This is a genomic window from Tessaracoccus bendigoensis DSM 12906 (genome assembly GCF_900141915.1).
GTDB classification, from domain to species: Bacteria; Actinomycetota; Actinomycetes; order Propionibacteriales; family Propionibacteriaceae; genus Arachnia; species Arachnia bendigoensis.
This window is the reverse complement of the sequence record NZ_FQZG01000087.1, coordinates 1-16,238: the sequence shown is the minus strand read 5'-3', so window position 1 is coordinate 16,238 and position 16,238 is coordinate 1. Positions and strand designations below refer to the sequence as shown.

General features: G+C 69.2%; 12 protein-coding genes and 1 pseudogene. 7 read left to right on the top strand and 6 right to left on the bottom strand.

Annotated elements, in window-relative coordinates; translation table 11 throughout:
• Positions 1-300: 300 nt before the first annotated feature.
• Together BUC15_RS20875 and BUC15_RS20870 are read right to left on the bottom strand one after the other, a co-directional pair.
• A complete protein-coding gene (locus tag BUC15_RS20875; RefSeq protein ID WP_425443375.1) occupies positions 301-1,557 on the bottom strand; it encodes a glycoside hydrolase family 125 protein in 1,257 nt (418 codons plus the stop codon).
• A gap of 102 nt (positions 1,558-1,659) precedes the next feature.
• Positions 1,660-2,202, bottom strand: a pseudogene (locus tag BUC15_RS20870) (HAD family hydrolase); the annotation flags it as partial.
• Positions 2,203-2,308: 106 nt separating this feature from the next.
• Here BUC15_RS20870 and BUC15_RS16780 point away from each other — a divergent pair.
• Both BUC15_RS16780 and BUC15_RS16775 read left to right on the top strand, forming a co-directional pair.
• Positions 2,309-3,280 carry a carbohydrate kinase family protein gene (locus BUC15_RS16780; RefSeq protein WP_073190587.1) on the top strand — a complete coding sequence of 324 codons (972 nt, stop codon included), beginning with the start codon at positions 2,309-2,311 and terminating at the stop codon, positions 3,278-3,280.
• Positions 3,277-4,680, top strand: a complete 1,404-nt coding sequence (locus BUC15_RS16775) for a metallophosphoesterase (RefSeq protein WP_073190584.1) — start codon at positions 3,277-3,279, stop codon at positions 4,678-4,680. Before BUC15_RS16780 ends, BUC15_RS16775 begins: the two co-directional genes overlap by 4 nt.
• Here the strand turns inward: BUC15_RS16775 and BUC15_RS16770 are convergent.
• Genes BUC15_RS16770 through BUC15_RS16755 form a run of 4 tightly spaced genes read right to left on the bottom strand, consistent with a single transcriptional unit; the run spans position 4,663 to position 10,940 of the window.
• Complete coding sequence (locus BUC15_RS16770; RefSeq protein WP_073190581.1) at positions 4,663-5,685, bottom strand: alkaline phosphatase family protein; 1,023 nt, start codon at positions 5,683-5,685, stop codon at positions 4,663-4,665. The genes BUC15_RS16775 and BUC15_RS16770 overlap by 18 nt on opposite strands.
• Entirely contained in the window at positions 5,682-8,801 is a 3,120-nt protein-coding gene (locus BUC15_RS16765) for an alpha-mannosidase (RefSeq protein ID WP_073190579.1), read from the bottom strand. The genes BUC15_RS16770 and BUC15_RS16765 overlap by 4 nt, the downstream gene beginning before the upstream one ends.
• Positions 8,794-10,188, bottom strand: a complete 1,395-nt coding sequence (locus BUC15_RS16760; protein WP_073190577.1) for a 6-phospho-beta-glucosidase — start codon at positions 10,186-10,188, stop codon at positions 8,794-8,796. Before BUC15_RS16760 ends, BUC15_RS16765 begins: the two co-directional genes overlap by 8 nt.
• A complete protein-coding gene (locus BUC15_RS16755; RefSeq protein WP_073190574.1) occupies positions 10,185-10,940 on the bottom strand; it encodes a DeoR/GlpR family DNA-binding transcription regulator in 756 nt (251 codons plus the stop codon). Before BUC15_RS16755 ends, BUC15_RS16760 begins: the two co-directional genes overlap by 4 nt.
• Positions 10,941-11,221: 281 nt before the next feature.
• Between BUC15_RS16755 and BUC15_RS16750 the strand changes: the two genes are divergently transcribed.
• The 5 genes from BUC15_RS16750 to BUC15_RS16730 all read left to right on the top strand — a co-directional run bounded on the left by BUC15_RS16750 (position 11,222) and on the right by BUC15_RS16730 (position 16,091).
• Positions 11,222-12,529, top strand: coding sequence for an ABC transporter substrate-binding protein (locus BUC15_RS16750; RefSeq protein ID WP_073190570.1), 1,308 nt, complete (start codon positions 11,222-11,224; stop codon positions 12,527-12,529).
• A gap of 80 nt (positions 12,530-12,609) precedes the next feature.
• Positions 12,610-13,500, top strand: coding sequence for a carbohydrate ABC transporter permease (locus BUC15_RS16745; protein ID WP_073190592.1), 891 nt, complete (start codon positions 12,610-12,612; stop codon positions 13,498-13,500).
• Positions 13,497-14,420, top strand: a complete 924-nt coding sequence (locus BUC15_RS16740) for a carbohydrate ABC transporter permease (RefSeq protein ID WP_245788023.1) — start codon at positions 13,497-13,499, stop codon at positions 14,418-14,420. The genes BUC15_RS16745 and BUC15_RS16740 overlap by 4 nt, the downstream gene beginning before the upstream one ends.
• A gap of 221 nt (positions 14,421-14,641) precedes the next feature.
• The gene (locus BUC15_RS16735) at positions 14,642-14,887 is read left to right on the top strand and encodes a helix-turn-helix domain-containing protein (protein WP_073190566.1); all 246 of its coding nucleotides are present in this window, start codon (positions 14,642-14,644) and stop codon (positions 14,885-14,887) included.
• Positions 14,871-16,091: a type II toxin-antitoxin system HipA family toxin gene (locus tag BUC15_RS16730; protein ID WP_073190563.1), complete on the top strand. Its 1,221-nt coding sequence runs from the start codon at positions 14,871-14,873 to the stop codon at positions 16,089-16,091. Before BUC15_RS16735 ends, BUC15_RS16730 begins: the two co-directional genes overlap by 17 nt.
• Positions 16,092-16,238: the final 147 nt, after the last annotated feature.

Here is a 16,238-nt window from a genome sequence, read left to right as displayed (position 1 = left end):
GACAACGTCACGATGGTTTCGTCACGCCTTGCTCGTACCTCACAAGGCGGCTCAACCGGCGCCTGGACGAAACCACCCGGCACACGGTGCACAGAGCCCCCGGACAACGTCACGATGGTTTCGTCACGCCTTGCTCGTACCTCACAAGGCGGCTCAACCGACGACGGGGGTTTCGACGCGCCTTCCTCGTCCCTCACAAGGCGGCTCAACCAACGAGAGGGGTTTCGTCACGCCTTGTTCGTCCCTCACAAGGCGGCTCAACCAGCAGGGGGCGACCCTGCTCGTACCTCACAAGGCGGCTCAACCGCGAGGCTCAACCAACTCCATCATCAACTCACACGCCATCGAGTTCGACCAGCTAAACCACGGCCGAGTGAACAAGCCCGGGTCGTCCGGATCGAAGCCCTCATGCGTCAACCCCGTGCCCGCGTCGGTCGCCAAGATCGTCGCCAAGCACGACTCCCCCTCCGACTCGGAGCCCGTCAAACCCTGCACCGCCAACGCGATGTGCCACACGTAACCCTCCGGCGTGTGCGGGCTCCCCACGCCCTCGGCGAACTTCCCCCGATAGAAGAACGGGTTCTCATCGCTCAACACCCACGCCCGCGTCGCCAGGTAGACCGGGTCGTCGGCGGCCACGTCGCTCGTCAGCGGTAGCGACAGCAGCGAGGGCATGTTCGCGTCGTCCATCCACAACACTCCCCCCAGCCCGTCGACCTCGTACGCATAGCGACCCTCGATCAACCCGTGCGCAGCGACCCCATCCGAGATCTCGACGGCGAGCGCTCGCGCCTCCGCGGCCAACGGGGCGTCGTCCCAGTGGTCGGCGAACTCGGCGATGCAGCGCAACGCCGACACGGCCATCAGCTGCGCCGGGATGTTGTAGCCGTAGCGGCAGGCGTCGTCGGAGGGGCGGAATCCGCTCCACGTCATCCCCGTGACGGCGACCGGCGTGCCCCGGCCGTCCTCCCCCAACGTGTCCCACGGCTCCGCGGGCCGCACGTGGCGGTACGACGACAACTCGAAGTGGCGCTGCTCCCGCCTCCACAGCTCGACGATCGCGTGGCAGCCCCGCCGCACGGCGTCGTCGAGGTGGGCCGCGTCGCCGCTGTCGCGCCAGATCCGGTGCGCGAGCCGCACCGGGAACCCAAGCGAGTCGATCTCGTACTTGCGCTCCCACACGTTCGGGTCCAGCTCGCCGTCAGACTCGTCGAAGTGCGCCCCGGTCGGGCCCGCGTTGAACGCGTTGGTGTAGGGGTCGATGCGGATGCAGCGCCACTGCTCCCGCACGATCCCGCGCAGCGTCTCCGCGACCTGCGGCACATGCTGCAACCTGAGGAACGGCAGCACCTGCGCCGACGAGTCGCGCAACCACATCGCCGGGATGTCACCGGTGACGACGAAAACCCCGTCGCCGTTGCGCGACATGGTCGTACACCACGTGTCGCGCATCATCGCCTCGAACCGCTCGCCGGCCACCGCACCCGACCGCTGCGCGATCCGGGCACCCCAGCGCGCCAACTCGGTCGTCAGCTCCTCCCCTGCGGGATTGGTCACCCGACGCACCGGCCCCGGCCGCCACGCGACGACACGCGGGTCGAGCAGCGACTCGACCGAGGTGTGCCCGGCCCCGGCCGCCGCCGGGCCGACCGCCACGACGAACGCGCCCGCGGCCCGCGCCGCCTGGACGCCGACCGGAGAGTCCTCGAAGATGACACAGTCTGCGATGTCGACCCCGCACGCGGCGGCCGCCGCCAGATAGAGATCGGGCGCGGGTTTCGGTGAGGCGACGTCCTCCGTCCCGAGGCGCGCCGTGAAGAACGCCCCCCACCCGAGCGAGTCGACCACGTGCGCGACGATGTCCGACGGCGAGTTCGACGCGATCGTGATCGGGAAGAGCGCGCTCATCCGGGTGATCAGGTCGACGGCGCCAGGCATCGGGGCGACCGCGTCACCGATGTGATGCGACAGACGCTCCCGCAGGCGACGTTCGGTCTCCGCGGGATCCGCTCCGGGGAAGTCGGCCTCGAACTGCTCCACCAGATCGGCGATCGAGCAGCCGAGCAGGCCCTTGCCCGTCGGGTCACCGCCGGCGTCGGTCCAGACGTCCTCGGTCGCCGCGAACCACGCGGCCTCGGAGTCGACGAGGGTGTCGTCCATGTCGAACAGGACGGCCGCGATGCGGCTGGGAAGCTCTGTCATACCCGAACTCTAAACAAATGAGCAGACTTACGCAGCATTTACTAGACTTACCGTGCCCAGCGCTCACAACTCGATCATTTCGATCAAACCTAAGCATGGAGGGATCGTGACCGAAGCTTCAAGCCTCGACACCGAGGTGCTGGCGGTAGGCGTGACCTACCGCGACCTCATCATGACCGGCCTTCCGGTGCTTCCCGCGCTCGGCGAGGAGCGCCACGCCACCGGGCTGCACGAGACGTGGGGCGGGATCAGCAACATGGCCCGCGTGTGCCGCGCGCTCGGGATGGGCACCGCCTTGAGCACGCCCCTTGGCGACGACACCGCCAGCGCCCAGCTCGCCGACGACATGCGTGCGCTCGGCATCGACATGTCCCTCTCGCGCGTCCACCCCGGTTGGCGCCTCCCGACCACGGTCGCCCTCTCGACAGCCGACGACCGCGCCATGGCCACCTTCGAGACGCCACCCCCCGACGGCGTCACCGCACACCTCGACGACCTGGCATTCCGGGCCGGCTCGGTCATCGTCGACATGCGCGACCCGGTCCTCCCCTGGATCGACCGCGCCCGCGCCGCCGGCTCCACCGTCTATGCCTCCCGCGGCTTCGATACCACTGGGGAGTGGTCCAGCGAGGCGCTCCTGAGCCGCGGGGCCTGCGACGTCTGGATGCTCAACGAGCTGGAGGCGATGGCCTTCACCGGCGAGGACGACGCGCTTCTGGCGGCCAGGCGACTCACGGCCAAGGTGCCGCTCGTCGTGGTCACCAGGGGCGCTGCCGGGCTGCTGGCCGTGGACGCGGCCAGCGGCGAGGAGGCAGAGGTGCCCGCCTTTGCCGTCCGTGCCACCGGCACCACTGGCGCAGGCGACTCGGCGCTCGCCTCCTTCGTGTTCGCAAACACGCTCCCCGACCTGAGCCTGACCCGGCGCCTCGACCTGGTCGCCTTCATCGTCGCCGCCATCCTCGGCCGCCCCTCAGGAGCCGCCGAACCGCCTGGCCTCGACGACCTCCTGGCCCTCGCGCTCGCCTCAGACGACCCACGCCTGCCCCGCCTCGCCGCGGCCCTCCGAGGCCGGGCGTGACCCGCTTCTCGCTCCTGGTCATCGGCGACACCCAGTACCTCTTCGACGGCGACCGCACAGCCCCCGGCCTCCTCACGGCCACGCTCGAGCGCGTCGACAAGCTCATCTCGGCGGGCGCCATCGCCCCGCTGCGCCACGTAATCCACGTCGGCGACGTGACGGAACACGGCTGGAGATCGGAGTGCGAGCAGGCGTTGCGCACGCTGACCGGTTCGCACGAGACGCTCGACGGGCTGGCCTGGACGATCGCCACCGGCAACCACGACGTCGACCAGTCCCACGGCGATGACCGCGGCCCGACCCCCTTCCTCGACGCGTTCGGCCCCGGCAGCCCGCTGGTGAGCGGCGGGCACCTCGTCACCCCGGTCGCCCACAGCCGCGACGGCTACTCCTCGTGGCGCGTGCTCGACCTGCCGGGCGGCGGTCGACTCGGCGTGCTCGCGCTCGACTGGCGACCCACCGCGCCGACGTGGGCCTGGGCCGACGGCATCCTCGCCACCCACCGCGACGTGCCGACCGTCCTGGTCAGCCACGACGCCGCCGTCGACGCCCGCCTGACCCCGCACGGCGCCGCCATCCAGGAGCGACTCCGCGCCCACCCGCACGTGTTCCTGGTGATCGGTGGCCACGAATGGCCGAGCGCGCGCGTCCCGGTCGACGGGCGCGAGTTCCACGCCGTCAACCACCAACAGCTGCCGTTCGGCGGCGCCGGCACCGTCCGCGTCTACGAGTTCGACCCGGAAAAAGGTGAGGCGCAGGCGATCACGCTCAACGCGGCCCTGACGGACCCGCTGCTCCTCCACAGCGTCGAGGCCCGCCGCCACCTCAGCCTGGCAAGGCCGGAAGACCAGTTCCGGTTCCCGCTGCCGGCTGCCCTCGGTGGCGGACGAACCGTCCCCTGGCAGGCCGACGGGTTCGATCTGGTGGTCGACGAGCACCCCGACGGCGAGCGCGAGTTCGAGGCCGAGCTGCCCGGCACCGCCGTCATCGAGGTGGAGTGCGTGCTGCCGTCCGCGATGCCAGAGAGGTGGGAGGTGCTGCTGGCCAGGCTCGGTTCTGCACCAGGATCGTCCGAGCCGCTGGCCGCGCTCAGCCTCTCCAGCGAGAACTTCGTGGGCTGGCAGGCCGCGGTCGAGAGCGCCGAGTGTTGGGCGACCTCGCACGAGTACCAGCCGGGCGCCGAGCTCACCGTCGTCGTGCGTCAGGGCGAGGGCGCGGGGATGTGGATCGACGGCGACCAGGTCGGGAGGGTCGACGCCGTGCTCGCGGCCCCGCTGCTGCCGGGCCCGTGGCGCTGGCGTGTCGGGGCCGGCGAGTATGCCGGGCAGCGCGCCGACGACTTCCGCGGCACGGTGCGAAGGGTGCGCATGTGGCGGGCACCTTCACCACTCGAAGGCTAGGTCCCTCGTCGGGCCGACGGGCTCGATGTCGGTGAGCACCCCGAGGCCGGGCGCGTCCAGGCTTCCCTGCCGGGCGCCGATCGCCTCCAGCAGGAGGCCCATCACCTGGTGGCTGCGCAGCGAAGAGGCGTCCCTGACGGCGTCGGGGAGCCGTCCGCCGACCCGGTGTACCGCGAGGAAGCTGCGCCGCACCTCGACCTCGTCCTCACCGTGGCCGCCCGCGGCCTTATGGCCGTGGTCGGTGGTCACCGCGATCAGCCAGTCCTCACCGAGCTGCTCGTGGCGCTCGGAGACCGCCTTGACCAGGTATCTGGTGTGCTCGTCGACCCGGGAGATGGCCGCCCGGTACTCCTCGGAGTCGGCCCCGTACTTGTGCCCGGCGGCGTCGACCCCCTCGAAGTAGACGACGGCCGCGTCCGGGCCCTCGTGCAGCAGCTTCCACGAGGCCCACTGGCACACGGCCGCGTCGGCGGCGGTGATGCCGCGGCGCAGATCCGGGTGGAACAACTGGTGTTGCCCGGTGCGCTGCTGGTCGACGCGCTGGTGGATGATCGGGCCGGGGCCGGCCGGGTCGGTGAACGCGTCCCAGGTGGCCGCCGCCAGCGTGCGGGCCTTTGGGTTGGCGAAGAACACGCGCGAGAGCAGGTCGGGGTTGCGGGCCAGGTCGTGGCCGACGAACTCGTTCCACCACACGTTGCACTCCTCGTGCGTGGCCCCGGTCAGGATCGATGCCCAGCCTGGGCCCGAATCGGTGGGCGGGGTCATCCACATCGGGATCACCCGCCCCTCGGACAAGGCATTTCCCGTGGCGAGCCGACGCAGGGTCGGCGCGAAGGCCGCGGGGCGCGGCGCCTCGTCCGGCGGGGTGGTGCCGTCGTGGGCCCCTGCTCCAAATCGTGGGTCGGACGGGTGGTCGGGCTCGGCGAAGGACGGGTCGGCCGCGACGGCCTCGGGGAAGACCAGGTCGGCGCGGACGCCGTCGAGGCAGATCAACAACAGTTTCACAACGGGCTCCCGAATCGGAGGGTGAGGATCTGGAACGGCCGCAGGGCCAGGCCGACCGTGCCGCCCTCCCCGACGGCACCGTCCGGCAGCGCCTGCGTCTGCTCGGCGACCGGTTCCTCCAGCAGGTCGACCTCGGTGACGGAGGCGGCGGCGCGACCCAGCGTCAGCTCGGTCCGGCTCCGGGCGCCAGCGGCCTCGTGCAGCCGGACGATCAGGTCGCCTGAGCCGTCGAATGCCGGTTTGACGGCGTCGATCACGACGAAGCTCGACGCAGTGGCCGGGCTGAGCCGGAAGGCCGACGCCAGCCCGGTCGCCCCGTCGAGCAGGCGCAGCGGCTGGTTGAGCCGCATGCCCGCCCGGTGTGCGGCCGGCACATCGGCGCCGACGGTGAGGCTGTAGGCGAAGGTGTGCTCGCCGAGGTCGGCGGTCGGGTCGGGGGCGTTGGGCGCGCGCAACAGGGTGAGCCCGACGTCGACCCCGCCGGCCCGCTCGCCCGACCCGGCGGCCGCCGGATGCACGTCGTGGCCGTAGCTGGAGTCGTTGGCAAGCGCGATCCCGTAGCCGGGTTCCTGCAGCAACAGCCAGCGCTGCCCTGGCGTCTCGAACCGGGCCTGGTCCCATGAGGTGTTCACCGCGACCGGGCGCTCGATGTGGCCGAACTGGATCTCGGCGGTGGCCTGCCTGGCCTGCACCGCCAGCGGGAAGCCGACCTTCAGCACCCGCTCGCGCTGGCGCCAGTCGATCGCCAGCCCGAAGTCGACGGTGTCGGCCTCCGCGTCGAGCGAGATGGACTGCACCACCCGGGAGTCGCCGAACGTGCGCGTCACCTCCACCCGGGCGCGCAGCGGGTCGTCGAGCACCAGTTGCAGCTCGTCGACGGCGTCGAGCACCGTCGCCTGGCGCCGGTACTGCTCCTGCAACTCCCACGCGTCGAAGCAGCTCGGATGGTCGGGATGCAGCGTGAGCAGGTTGGCCCGCGCCCCCGGCAGCAGCGCCTCCCGCCGGGCCCGGTGGTCCCACACGGACGTGACGGTGCCGGCGGCGTCGATCTCAACGCGCACCAAGGCGTTGTCCAGGACGAACCCGCCCCCGACCCGCTGCACCTCGACGGGGCGCGCGGGCTCGCGGCTGGCGGAGGCGAGGTCGGCGACCGCGAGTTCCGGCACCTCCACCAGGCGCAGCGCGCCGTCGGCCGAGATCACCTCGCGGCGCGGGTGCGAGGCGGCGTTGAGCAGCCCCCTTCGCCCGGCCTGAACGGCGAACCGTTCGGCGAGCATCGCCTCCAGCTCTGCGACGATGGCGGCGAACTCGGCGGCGGCCTCCCGGTTGACCCACGAGGTGCTGCTGCCCGGCAGGATGTCGTGGAACTGGAGGAGCAGCAGTCGCCGCCAGAGGCCCTCAAGCCGGTCGCCCTCGTCGTCGCCGGGGGTGAGCGCGGCGAGCAGTTCGACGGCGGCCAGGAGGTGTTCGCTTCGCCGGTTGCCCTGCTTGAGTTCGTGCTGCGTGGTGTAGACGCCGCGGTGGAACTCGAGATAAAGCTCGCCCGCCCAGGTAGGCAGGTCGGCGTTCTCGGCGCTGGCCGCCGCGAAGAAGTCGGCCGGTGAGGTGGCCGTGAGCCGGGGCGCGTCCTCGAGGTCGGCGAACCGGTGGATCCGCTCCATCATCTCCGGCACCGGCCCGCCGCCGCCGTCGCCGTAGCCGAACGGCAGCAGCGAGTGGTCGGCGCGGCCCTTCTCCTTGAAGTTGCTTTCGGCGCGCTTGACCTCCTCGGGGCTGACGACGCTGTCGTAGCAGTCGACCGGCGGGAAGTGCGTCCAGATCTTGGTGCCGTCGATGCCCTCCCACCAGAACGTGTGGTGGGGCAGGCTGTTGACCTGGTTCCAGGAGAGTTTCTGCGTGAAGAACCATGCCATTCCCGCCAGCTTCGCGAGCTGCGGCAGCGCGCCGGTGTAGCCGAACGAGTCGGGCAGCCAGAGGCAGTCGGGCCGCACCCCCAGCTCGTCGCGCATCCAGCGCAGGCCCGACGTCAGTTGGCGCACGAGCGATTCGCCGCCGGGCAGGTTGGTGTCGGATTCGACCCACATGCCCCCGACGGCGTGCCACTGGCCGGCGTCGATGGCCTCCCGCACCCGGGCGAACACCTCCGGCGAGGCCTCCTTCAGCCACTGGTAGTGCTGCGCCGAGGTGCAGGCGAAGTGGAAGTCGGGGTACTGCCCAGCCAGCGCGACCGCGTTGGAGAAGGTGCGCAGCACCTTGCGCCTGGTCTCGCGGATCGGCCACAGCCAGGCCGAATCGATGTGCGCGTGCCCGACGGCAGCCATCTTCTGCGCGGAGGCGTTGGCGCCGCTGGCGATCAGCGGGGCGAGCACCTGCCTGGCCGCGGCGGCGCCGTCGGCGAGGTCGCCCGCGTCGACGGCATCGGCGGCCCTCTCCATCCCTCGCAGCAGCCGGGCGCGGTGCGTCGAATCCTCGGGGAGTTGCCGCATCAGCCCGTCGAGGACCTCCAGGTCGCACCAGAGGCCCCACGCGTCATCGTCGCGGACGACGACCTCGGCCCCACCGAAGCGCCACACCGGCTCGTCGGATCGGGTCAACGTGTCGCCTTGCAGCGTCGGCCTGGTCATGTGGGGCGACATATCGGGGTTGGCCGCGGCCTCGACGTAGAGCCTGACGGCGCCGTCGTCGTCGATCAGTCGACGTGAGGTGTCGGCCGCGCGCGCGGCGAGGGCGCCGTGGTTGAGCGCGACGGTGCGGTTCATCGGGTTGACGCCCTTCAGCGGCCAGCCGTCCTCGGTGAAGACCATGCCCTCGGACTGGTTGCCCGCCCAGTCGCCGACGAAACCGAGGTCGACGCGCAGGTCCAGGTCGAGCCCCAGCGCATCGGCCGGGATCTTCCCTTCGACGCGCAGCCACCAGGTGCTCCACGCCGGACCCCACCAGGTGCCGGGTGGGAAGGGCGAATAGTCGCCCCGCAGCGCCTCGTCGAAGCCGACCGGTTCGCCGGGCGTCGGCCAGGCGGAGACGTCGAGCTTGGCGACAACGCGGTGGAGGCGCTCACCGACCCGTTCCCGGAGCCGCTCGATCCGTTCCTCGACCAGCCTCCGGTCGTCATGCATCGACGGCGTCCCGCAGGTAGCTCAACTCGTCGAAGCGCTGGATCAGCTCATCCAGCACGTCGACCGCGACCTGGTAGGAATCCACCAGCGGGTGGCACATCAGGGCCAGGACGGCGGCCTCGCGAGAGGGCCCGGTCGCGGCGGCGATCGTGTAACGCTCCACCTGTTTGGCGTTGACGACCAGGCCACGGCCGTGCGCCGGGAGGGTCGCGCCGGGCAGGCGCTGCAGGCCGGCACCGTCGACCCGGCAGGGGATCTCGACCACGGCGTCGTCGTCGAGTTCGGGGATGGTGCCGCGGTTGGCGACGTTGAGGATGAGCGTGGCGGGCTCGTCGTTGGCGATCGCGTGCATGATCGAGAGGGCGACCTTGTCGTAGCCGCCCGTCTCGAGATCGGCGTCGTCGCGCTCGAAGTTGCCTGCCGCTTCGCGGTTGGTGGCCATGTAGGTCTCTTCGCGTTCGCGGCGCGTGCTCTCCCACAGGTCGTAGGCGCCCTCGCCCGCGCGGCGGGCCGAGCGGTAGAAGATACCCTGCTGCGCTTCGAGGAACACGCCCCGGGTGTTCTCGGTGGCGAGGTCGATCGCCAGATCCTCGCGGGAGAAGTAGTAGTAGTGCAGGTATTCGTTGGGCAGCACGCCGAGCGCCTGGATCAGGGGGGCTCCGAAGAGGCGACCCTCCTCGAAGGTCTCGATGAGGTCGGGGCGCGCCAGCAACAGCGGCAGCACGTCGACACCGTCGACTAGGAGCGTGCTGATCCAGCCCAGGTGGTTGAGGCCTGCGTACCCGATGCGGATGCGGTCGGAGCCCGAGTCGGGGGCGGGGACGTCGTCGGCGACCAGCCCGGCGCGGCGCAACGCGTCGAGCGCCCTCCTGGCAAGGCCGAGCGGCGAATCGCAGATGCCGATCACGCGGTCGCCCAGGTGCTGCTGCATCACCTCGGTGACGACGCCTGCGGGGTTGGTGAAGTTCATCACCCACGCCTCGGGCGCGTGCTCCTTGATGTGCCCGACGAGTTCGAGGACGGCGGGGATGCAGCGCAGCGCGTATGAGATGCCGCCCGCCCCCACCGTCTCCTGCCCGATGATGCCGTGGCGCAGCGCGACCTGTTCGTCGATCGCGCGGCCGTGCGTGCCGCCGACGCGCATCGCCGAGAACACGAAGTCGGTGCCTTTCAACGCGGTCGCCGGGTCGCTGGTCGTGATCACCCGCGGCGCCTCCAGCACGCCGTCGGCAAGTTCACGCAGCACCTCGGCGATGGCCAGCAGCCTGGCCTCGTCGGTGTCGTAGAGCCTCAGCTCGGTGACGCGTTCGGTGGAGCGGTCGGCGATGAGGGCCTTGTAGATGAGCGGCACGCGGAACCCTCCGCCGCCAACGATCGTGAGCTTCATACCAGCGTTACCTCCGTGTCGTGTGCCAGGCAGTGCTCGGCGAGGGTCGTCGGCAAGGCCTGTGCGTCTGTGATGATTCCGTCGAGCTCACCGAGCTCGAACGGCGAGTTGCCGCCCTTGCCAGGCAGCTTTTGCGAGTCGGCAAGCAGATACGTCTGCGCCGCGGCGGCCCGGATCGCGCGCTTGATGTCGATCTGCGAATAGGAAGTGTCGCGCACCCGCCCGGTGTCGGAGACCCCCGAGCAACCCACGAACGCGATGTCGGCCTGCTGGTGCGCGAGCGCGTCGACGACCTGCGGGCCCGTGAAGCACTGGTACTGCTCCGACCAGCGCCCGCCGAGCAGGATGAGGGATTCGAGGTCGGCCCCCCGCAGCACCTCGAAGGTCGGCAGGGAGGCCGTGAGCACCGTCAAGTCCCGCCCCCGCAACGCGAGTGCGACGTGATGGGCCGTCGTTCCGATGTCCAGGATGACGGTGGCGCCGTCGGGGATGACTTCTGCCGCCTTGAGCCCGATGCGGGCCTTACCTGCCCCGGCGCGCACGAGCGCTTCCTGGAATGGGTCGTCCACGTCGGTCGGGAAGCGGACCCCTCCCCAGGTGCGCTCCAACTTGCCGAGCCGCTCGAGCTCGATGATGTCTCGGCGTGTCGTGGCCGGGCTGATTCCAAGTTCGGCAGCGAGTTCGGCAACCGTTGCCGCACCCTTGCTCTGTACGAGACCCACGAGAGCGTCGTGGCGCAATGTCTTCAGCACTCGTCCAACGTAGCCGAGATCATCGCCTCGCGCTCAAACATTATCGATTTGATCAAATTTCATCATTTCGACGTTTTCTGGTGCTACATTCAGCCCTGTCGTCAGGATCGAGGTCGATCGGAGGTGTGGAACACAGCTGTCAGCCACCGATACCTGCAGAACGCCGTACCCGTCCGCCTGCCGTCCAGCGTCCACTGGCGGCGCACACACCTGAAAATCAATCAACTTGCTCAATGGCCGGCTGCCTCAGCCGGACCGACCCATCTGAAGGAGTTCGGACCATGAACGTCTCACGACGCACCCTCATCCGCACCGGCGCTCTGGGCGTCGGAGCCCTCGGCCTCGGCGGGCTCACCGCCTGTTCCACCGCGGCTCCCGGCACCGGCAGCTCCCCTGGCGCCTCCGGGGCCGCACAGAAGGTCCTGTGGACCTGGCCGGAGGGTTTCGGCGACAAAGTCCTGCAAGCCGTCGCCGAGCAGTTCCCGCAGTACCAGCTTCGTCAGGACGTCATCGGCGGCGACTTCAAGCAGAAGCTGACCACCACCTTCACCGCCGGTAGCGGGCTGCCCGACATCACCGGCGTAAAGGGCGAAGACATCGCGTTCTTCCGCACCCAGGACAAGTACTTCGTCGACCTCAACACAGTCGGCGCCGGCGACATCAAGGACCAGTTCCTGGATTGGAAGTGGGAGCAGGCCACGACCACGGACGGGAAGCAGCTGGGCATCCCGATCGACATCGGCCCCACCGCGCTGTTCTACCGCTTCGATGTGTTCGAGGAGGCCGGCCTGCCGTCCGATCCGGTCGAGCTGGCGGCCGCGATCCGCACCTGGGAGGAGTACTTCGCGCTCGGCAAGGAGCTGATGGCGAAGAAGCCGGGGGCGTACCTCATCCGCAACACCGGCGGCCTGTTCGACACCGTCTGGAAGCAGAGCGGCAAGGGCTTCATCGACGAGAATCAGACATTTATCGGCGACCAGGACCACATCAAGCATGCATGGGACCTGTCGGTCGAGGCGCTGAATGAGGGGATCGTCTCCAAGCTCGAGTCGAACACGGCCGACTCCGCTGCCGCCGTCAACGACGGTCGCCTACCTGCCGATTTCGGCGCCTCGTGGCACCTGTCCGACCTGATGGTCGACGCCCCGGCGACGGGTGGCAAGTGGCACGTCTGCGAGCATCCAGGCGATGCGACCAACAACGGCGGATCGTTCCTGACGATCCCCGCCGGCGTCAGCGACGCGGACGCCTCGTTCGAGCTGATCGCTTTCATCCTGAATCCGCAGAACCAGGCCTACGAGTTCGAGGACAAGGGCAACTTCCCCTCGACCCCCGAGTCGTTCGAGCTGCCGGAGGTGGCGGGCCCCGTCGAGTTCCTGGGTGGGCAGAAGGCCGCCGAGGTGTTCGGCCACGCCGCCGAAACCGTCCGCCCGCTCTATGAGGACGCGAATCAGAACACGATCAGCGCCCCCTACTTCGCCGAGCTCGACCTGGTCGAGGCCTCCGGCAAGGATCCTGCCAAGGCTTGGGATGACGCCGTCACCGCGGCGAAGCGCCTTGCCCAGCAGGTCGGCCTCACGGTCGGATGAGCGTCGAGGTCACGCGGCGGGGGCGTCGTCAGGAGCCTCCGCCGGTGGACGGCTACCGTTCGCTGTCCACCGGGCAGCGCATGAGGCGGGCGCTGCCCCAGTACGGGGCCCTCAGCCCGTACTTCTTCTTCTTCTTCATGTTCGGCGCGATGCCGATGGCCTTCACCATGGTGTTGGCGTTCACCAACTGGTCCGGGCTGGGCGACATCAAGTTCATCGGGCTGGAGAACTTCGGCTACCTGGTGACCGACCCGCTGTTCTACAAGTCGCTGGTCAACACCCTCATCCTGTGGGTGATGGGGACGGTTCCGACGCTGATCCTGGCCACGATCGTGGCCCTGATGCTTAACTCGACGCTTCGGTTCTCCACCACGTACCGCGTCATCTACCTGATTCCAAACGTCACCTCGATGGTGGCAATGGGCATCTTGTTCAGCTCGCTGTTCTCGAGCCAGTTCGGCCTGGCCAACGCCGTCGTCAACCTCTTCGGGTTCGACAACATCGCCTGGCTGCAGAACGAGTGGGGAATCAAGATCGCCATCTCGGCGCTGACGACCTGGTCGTTCGTCGGCTACAACTCGCTGCTGATCCTCGCCGGGCTCCAAGCCATCGACAAGACCCAGTACGAGTCGGCGGCCATCGACGGCGCCAACGGCTGGCAGACCTTCTTCCGCATCACGCTTCCCCAGCTGCGTCCCATCGTGTTGTTCATCACCTTGATGTCGACCATCGGGTCGCTGCAGAGCTTCACCGAGGCGCAGGTGCTGACGTCGTCGATGTCGTCGGGCGCCGCCTCGGCCGGTGGCGTCGGCAACTCGGGCCTGACGATGGTCCTGTACTTCTACTCGGTCGCCTTCCAGGAGAACCGCTACGGCTACGGCGCCACGATCGCCTGGGGCGTCTTCGTTGTCGTCATGTTCTTCTCGGCCATCAACTGGCTGGTGACCCGCGAGCGCAAGGAGAAGCGATGAGCATGTCGTCAAGGGCCGTCCCCGCCGCACTGGCCGGGCCGGCTATCGAGACCAGCAGTCGGCGTCGCGGCCCCATCGGTGGGCCGCCCCGTCGGCGTCGCCTGCGCCCGTCGGCGGTGTTTCGTCACCTGGGCCTGCTGGCGGGTGCGTTGGTCTCGCTTTTCCCGTTCTACTGGATGTTCGTGCTTGCCACGCAGCCTTCGGCGGTGATCTACCAGTATCCGCCGGTGATGACCCCCGGGGATCGGCTGGGCGCCAACGTCGGCACGATCATGGAGAAGACCAACATCTGGGCCGCCATGGCCAACACCTTCGTGGTGGCCACGAGCGTGACGGTGCTGGTGTTGCTGATCGCGTCGCTGGCGGCGTTCGCGTTCGCCAAGTTCCAGTTCCCCGGCAAGAACCTGTTGTTCGGGATCGTGCTCGCGACGTTCCTGCTGCCGTCGCAGTTGGCGACGATCCCGCAGTTCCTGGTGATGAGCAAGCTCGGTTGGGTCGGCGACCTGAAGGCGCTGATCCTCCCGTCGCTGGCCAGCGCGTTCGGCATCTTCTGGCTGCGCCAGTACGCCACGTCGGCCATCCCTAGCGAGTTGTTGGAGGCGGCCACGCTGGACGGCTGCGGGTTCCTGAGGCAGTACCGTCACGTCTGCCTGCCGACGATCCGCCCGGCGCTGGCGTTCCTGGGCATCTTCACCTTCATCGGCTCGTGGAACGACTTCATGTGGCCGCTGATCGTGTTGACCGACCCGACGAAGCTGACGCTGCAGGTGGCGTTGAGTCAGTTGAAGACGGCGCACGGCACGGACTACGGCATGTTGATGGCGTCGTCGCTGATCGCGGTGCTGCCGTTGCTGGTGATCTTCTTCCTCGGCGCGAAACAGTTCATGTCTGGCATCACGGAGGGGGCCGTCAAGGGCTAGCGGGCTCGGGTCGCCCGCTCGACGGCTTGGCACCCCAGATCGCCTTCTGCAGGTCCTCGTCGCGCTGCGCTAGCGGGCTCGGGTCGCCCGCTCGACGGCTTGGCACGCTTAACTTCGTGATGTTGGTTCATCTATGAACCAACATCACGAAGTTAGCGTCTTCGGACTATCTTGGAATCTCGATACCGTTGCCCTATCCTGAAATCGGGATAGGAGGATCGATGGTCAAGCGCACCGCGCACCTGCGCGCACCGGCCGACTTCGGGCTGGCTATCCAGCAGGCGCGCCTGGCCCGAGGCCTGTCCCAGACCGAACTGGCCGCCGACGTCGACGTCAGCCAGAGCACGATCAGCGCGATCGAGGGCGGCCAGACGACGATCCTGGTGCGGCGGCTACTCGAGTTGGCCGAGGCGACAGGGATCGAGCTCACCGCCACCTGGGAGGACGACGATGCGCCTCGCGGTTGAGCTCTACGACACCCGGGTGGGAACCCTGGAGGGCGACTCCCGGTCGTTCGACTTCCACCCGACTCCGGAAGCCCTGGCCCGCTTCGGCACCAACAGCACCGCGCTTTCCGTGGCCGTCCCGCTCACGCCGACACCCCGCCGAGATCAGGCGGCGCGGCGTCGGAACTGGTTCGCCGAGCTGCTGCCTGAGGGCAACCAGTACGAGTATCTGCTGACTCAGGGCGGCATCCGCAGCGGCGACACCTTGGCGTTCCTCGCGCGGTACGGCCGCGACATCGCGGGCGCTCTCCAGATCTGGGACCTCGACGACCCATCGGAGCCCCTGGTCCCGGAACTCCGGCCCGTGACCGACGCACGGATCCGGGCCATGATGGACGACCCCGTCCGGTCTCCCCTCGGCAACGACGCCTTCCTCGGCAAGACGTCTCTCGGCGGGGTCCAGCCGAAGATCACGCTGGTGCGCACCGAGGACGGTTGGGCCCAGGCGCTCGGCGGCTACCCGACGACGCACATCCTCAAGCCGCAACTCGCAGGGCCGGGCAGCACGGTGATCTTCGACGAGGAGTATGGCTCGCGGCTGATGCGACGGTTGGGGATCGCCGACTTCGCCACTGAGGTCTCGCTCTTCGATGGCCAGCCGGCGCTGGTCATCGAACGTTTCGACCGTGAGGCCGGGGGTCGCCTGCATCAGGAGGACTTCAACCAGGCCCTCGGCGCAGAAGGCAACCAGAAGTACCAGGAGTTCGGTGGTCGGGTGAGCCTCCTGCGAGTAGCCGAGACGCTGCGTCGCTTCACGGGGAGGGCCGACCTTGAGCGGCTCGCGCGGATGGTCGTGGCCGCCGTCGGGTTGGGCAACCTGGATATGCACACGAAGAACCTCGCGCTGCTGCACCGCTCACCCACCACCGTGTCCCTGGCCCCGGCCTACGACTTCGTGCCGCAGGCGCACCTGAGCAACGATGGTCGGCTCGCCTTGGCGGTGGGAGGCCGGTACCGGTTGGCCGAGGTCACCGCAGAGGATCTTCTGGCTGAGTTCACCTCCTGGAGGCTCCGGCACGCCGAGGCCCTCGTCGCCGAGACACTGGCAGAACTCGCTGACGCCGTCGCCGCCGAGTCGCCCCTTGCGGGAAGCCACCCGAGCCTCCAAGACGACCTTGCGCGCAACGTGTCGAACCTGGTCGCCGGCAGGCCCGTCGGAGACTGACCACCCCGTGGTCAGCACTGTGCACCGCACGCCAAGGGGTTTCGACACGCCAGCTCGCAGAGCTCGCCGGGCGGCTCAACCAGCGGGGGTCGCCGGGCGGCTCAACCACCAGCCGGTTGAGCCGGTCCCACCGCGCGAAGCGCCGGG